Genomic DNA, 1,698 nt, shown 5'->3' with positions numbered 1-1,698 from the left:
GGCGACAACCCGCCGCGCCCGCCGCACTGGGGCGGCTACCGCCTCGTGCCCGACGCGATCGAATTCTGGCAGGGGCGCCCGTCGCGGCTGCACGACCGCCTGCTCTATACGCGCGACGCCACGGCGGCGCCGGGCTGGACGATCTCGCGCCTGTCGCCGTAAGCGCGGCGCCGGCGTGCGCCGGTCGTGTCTCGTTGTTGCATCCGGGTGCCTGCGCCGCAAGCGGTGGGCGCCGGTCAAGATACTTGGCTGTATTCGATTCAACGAACAAACGGAGAATCCAAATGTTCTGGGAAAAGAAGCTGGCACAGTGGGCGGATGAAGTACGGGCAAAGGCGAACATACCGGCGCGACTGGTGCTGTGGAACGGCGATCAACTCGATTTCGGCACCTTCAGCGCACCGCAGGTCACGCTGAAGGTAAACAGCGCATCGGCGTTGCCGCTGCTGCTCGAACCGAGCCTCGACAATCTCGGCGAGGCGTACGTGAAGGGCAAGATCGACATCGAAGGCAAGCTGTCGGACATCATCAACATCGGCTACTCGCTCGCGCGCAGCACCGTGACGAGCGCGAGCAAGCTGGCACGCGTGAAGCGCTACTTCAATCACACGAAGAGCACCGACAAGAAGGCGATCCAGTACCACTACGACGTGTCGAACGAGTTCTACCGGCTGTGGCTCGACGAGAACATGGTGTACTCGTGCGCGTACTTCGAGAATGGCGACGAGGATCTCGCCACCGCGCAGATCAAGAAGATCGACCACATCCTGACGAAGATCCAGCTGCAGCCCGGCCAGCGCCTGCTCGACATCGGCTGCGGCTGGGGCGCGCTCGTGCTGCGCGCCGCGCAGAAGTTCGGCGCGACGTGCCTCGGCGTGACGCTGTCGCAGAACCAGTTCGACCTCGCGACCGCGCGCGTGAAGGCGGCAGGCCTCGAAGACAAGATCGAGATTCGTCTGCAGGATTACCGCGAGATCGAAGGCCAGTTCGACCGGATCACGAGCGTCGGGATGTTCGAGCACGTCGGCCGCAAGAACCTGCCGCTCTACTTCTCGCGCGTGCGTGAGCTGCTCGCCGACGACGGCATCGCGATGAATCACGGGATCACGTCGACCGACGCGGAAAGCGGCGAAACCGCGCTCGGCGGCGGCGAATTCATCGATCGCTACGTGTTCCCGGACGGCGAGCTGCCGCACATCAGCCTCGCGCTCGAAGCAGCGCAGCGCGGCGGACTCGAGGCGGTTGACGTCGAAAGCCTGCGCCGGCACTATGCGCGCACGCTCGATATCTGGACGGAAAACTTCGAAGCGAAAGCCGAGGAAGCGAGAAAGCTCGTCGACGACGAAAAATTCCGCATCTGGCGCGTCTATCTCGCCGGTTGCGCGTATGCATTCGAGCACGACGACGTGTCGATCTTCCAGATCGTGTGCCGCAAGGCCGGACGCAGCGCGAAAACGCTGCCGTGGTCGCGGCGCTACATGTACGAACACGCGCTGCCGCGCTAGGCGGCGCCTCACGCAGGGCATGCATGGGTGACGGCAGGACGCGGCGCAAGGCGCCGCCGCAACGACAGCCGCGCGACGACGCCAACGAGTCGCACGCCGACGGGCAATTCGACCTGTTCGGCGTGCCGACGGATGCCGCACGCGCGTCGCCGGCCCATGACGATCGCCCCGCCAGCCCCGATGAGCCCGTGAC

2 protein-coding genes and 1 pseudogene are annotated in these 1,698 nt (G+C 65.3%); all 3 read left to right on the top strand.

The features are described from left to right. Positions 1-162, top strand: a 162-nt coding sequence (locus A9Z05_RS03535) for a pyridoxine 5'-phosphate oxidase C-terminal domain-containing protein (protein ID WP_305143980.1), incomplete at its 5' end; no start/stop codon positions are given. A gap of 122 nt (positions 163-284) precedes the next feature. Beyond that, positions 285-1,505 (top strand): cyclopropane-fatty-acyl-phospholipid synthase family protein, encoded by a 1,221-nt coding sequence (locus A9Z05_RS03530; protein ID WP_069616894.1) that lies wholly within the window; start codon positions 285-287, stop codon positions 1,503-1,505. Beyond that, positions 1,427-1,698 (top strand): annotated as a pseudogene (locus tag A9Z05_RS37485) (DUF72 domain-containing protein); the annotation flags it as partial. The gene A9Z05_RS03530 and the pseudogene A9Z05_RS37485, both read left to right, overlap by 79 nt.

The sequence above is a fragment of the Burkholderia sp. A2 genome, from assembly GCF_001729305.1.
GTDB classification, from domain to species: Bacteria; Pseudomonadota; Gammaproteobacteria; order Burkholderiales; family Burkholderiaceae; genus Burkholderia; species Burkholderia sola.
This window is presented reverse-complemented; position numbering and strand designations above follow the sequence as displayed.

Bases quoted from the DNA above. Each gene is read 5' to 3' on its own strand.
- A9Z05_RS03530 (WP_069616894.1), top strand. From the start codon at position 285: ATGTTCTGGGAAAAGAAGCTGGCACAGTGGGCGGATGAAGTACGGGCA.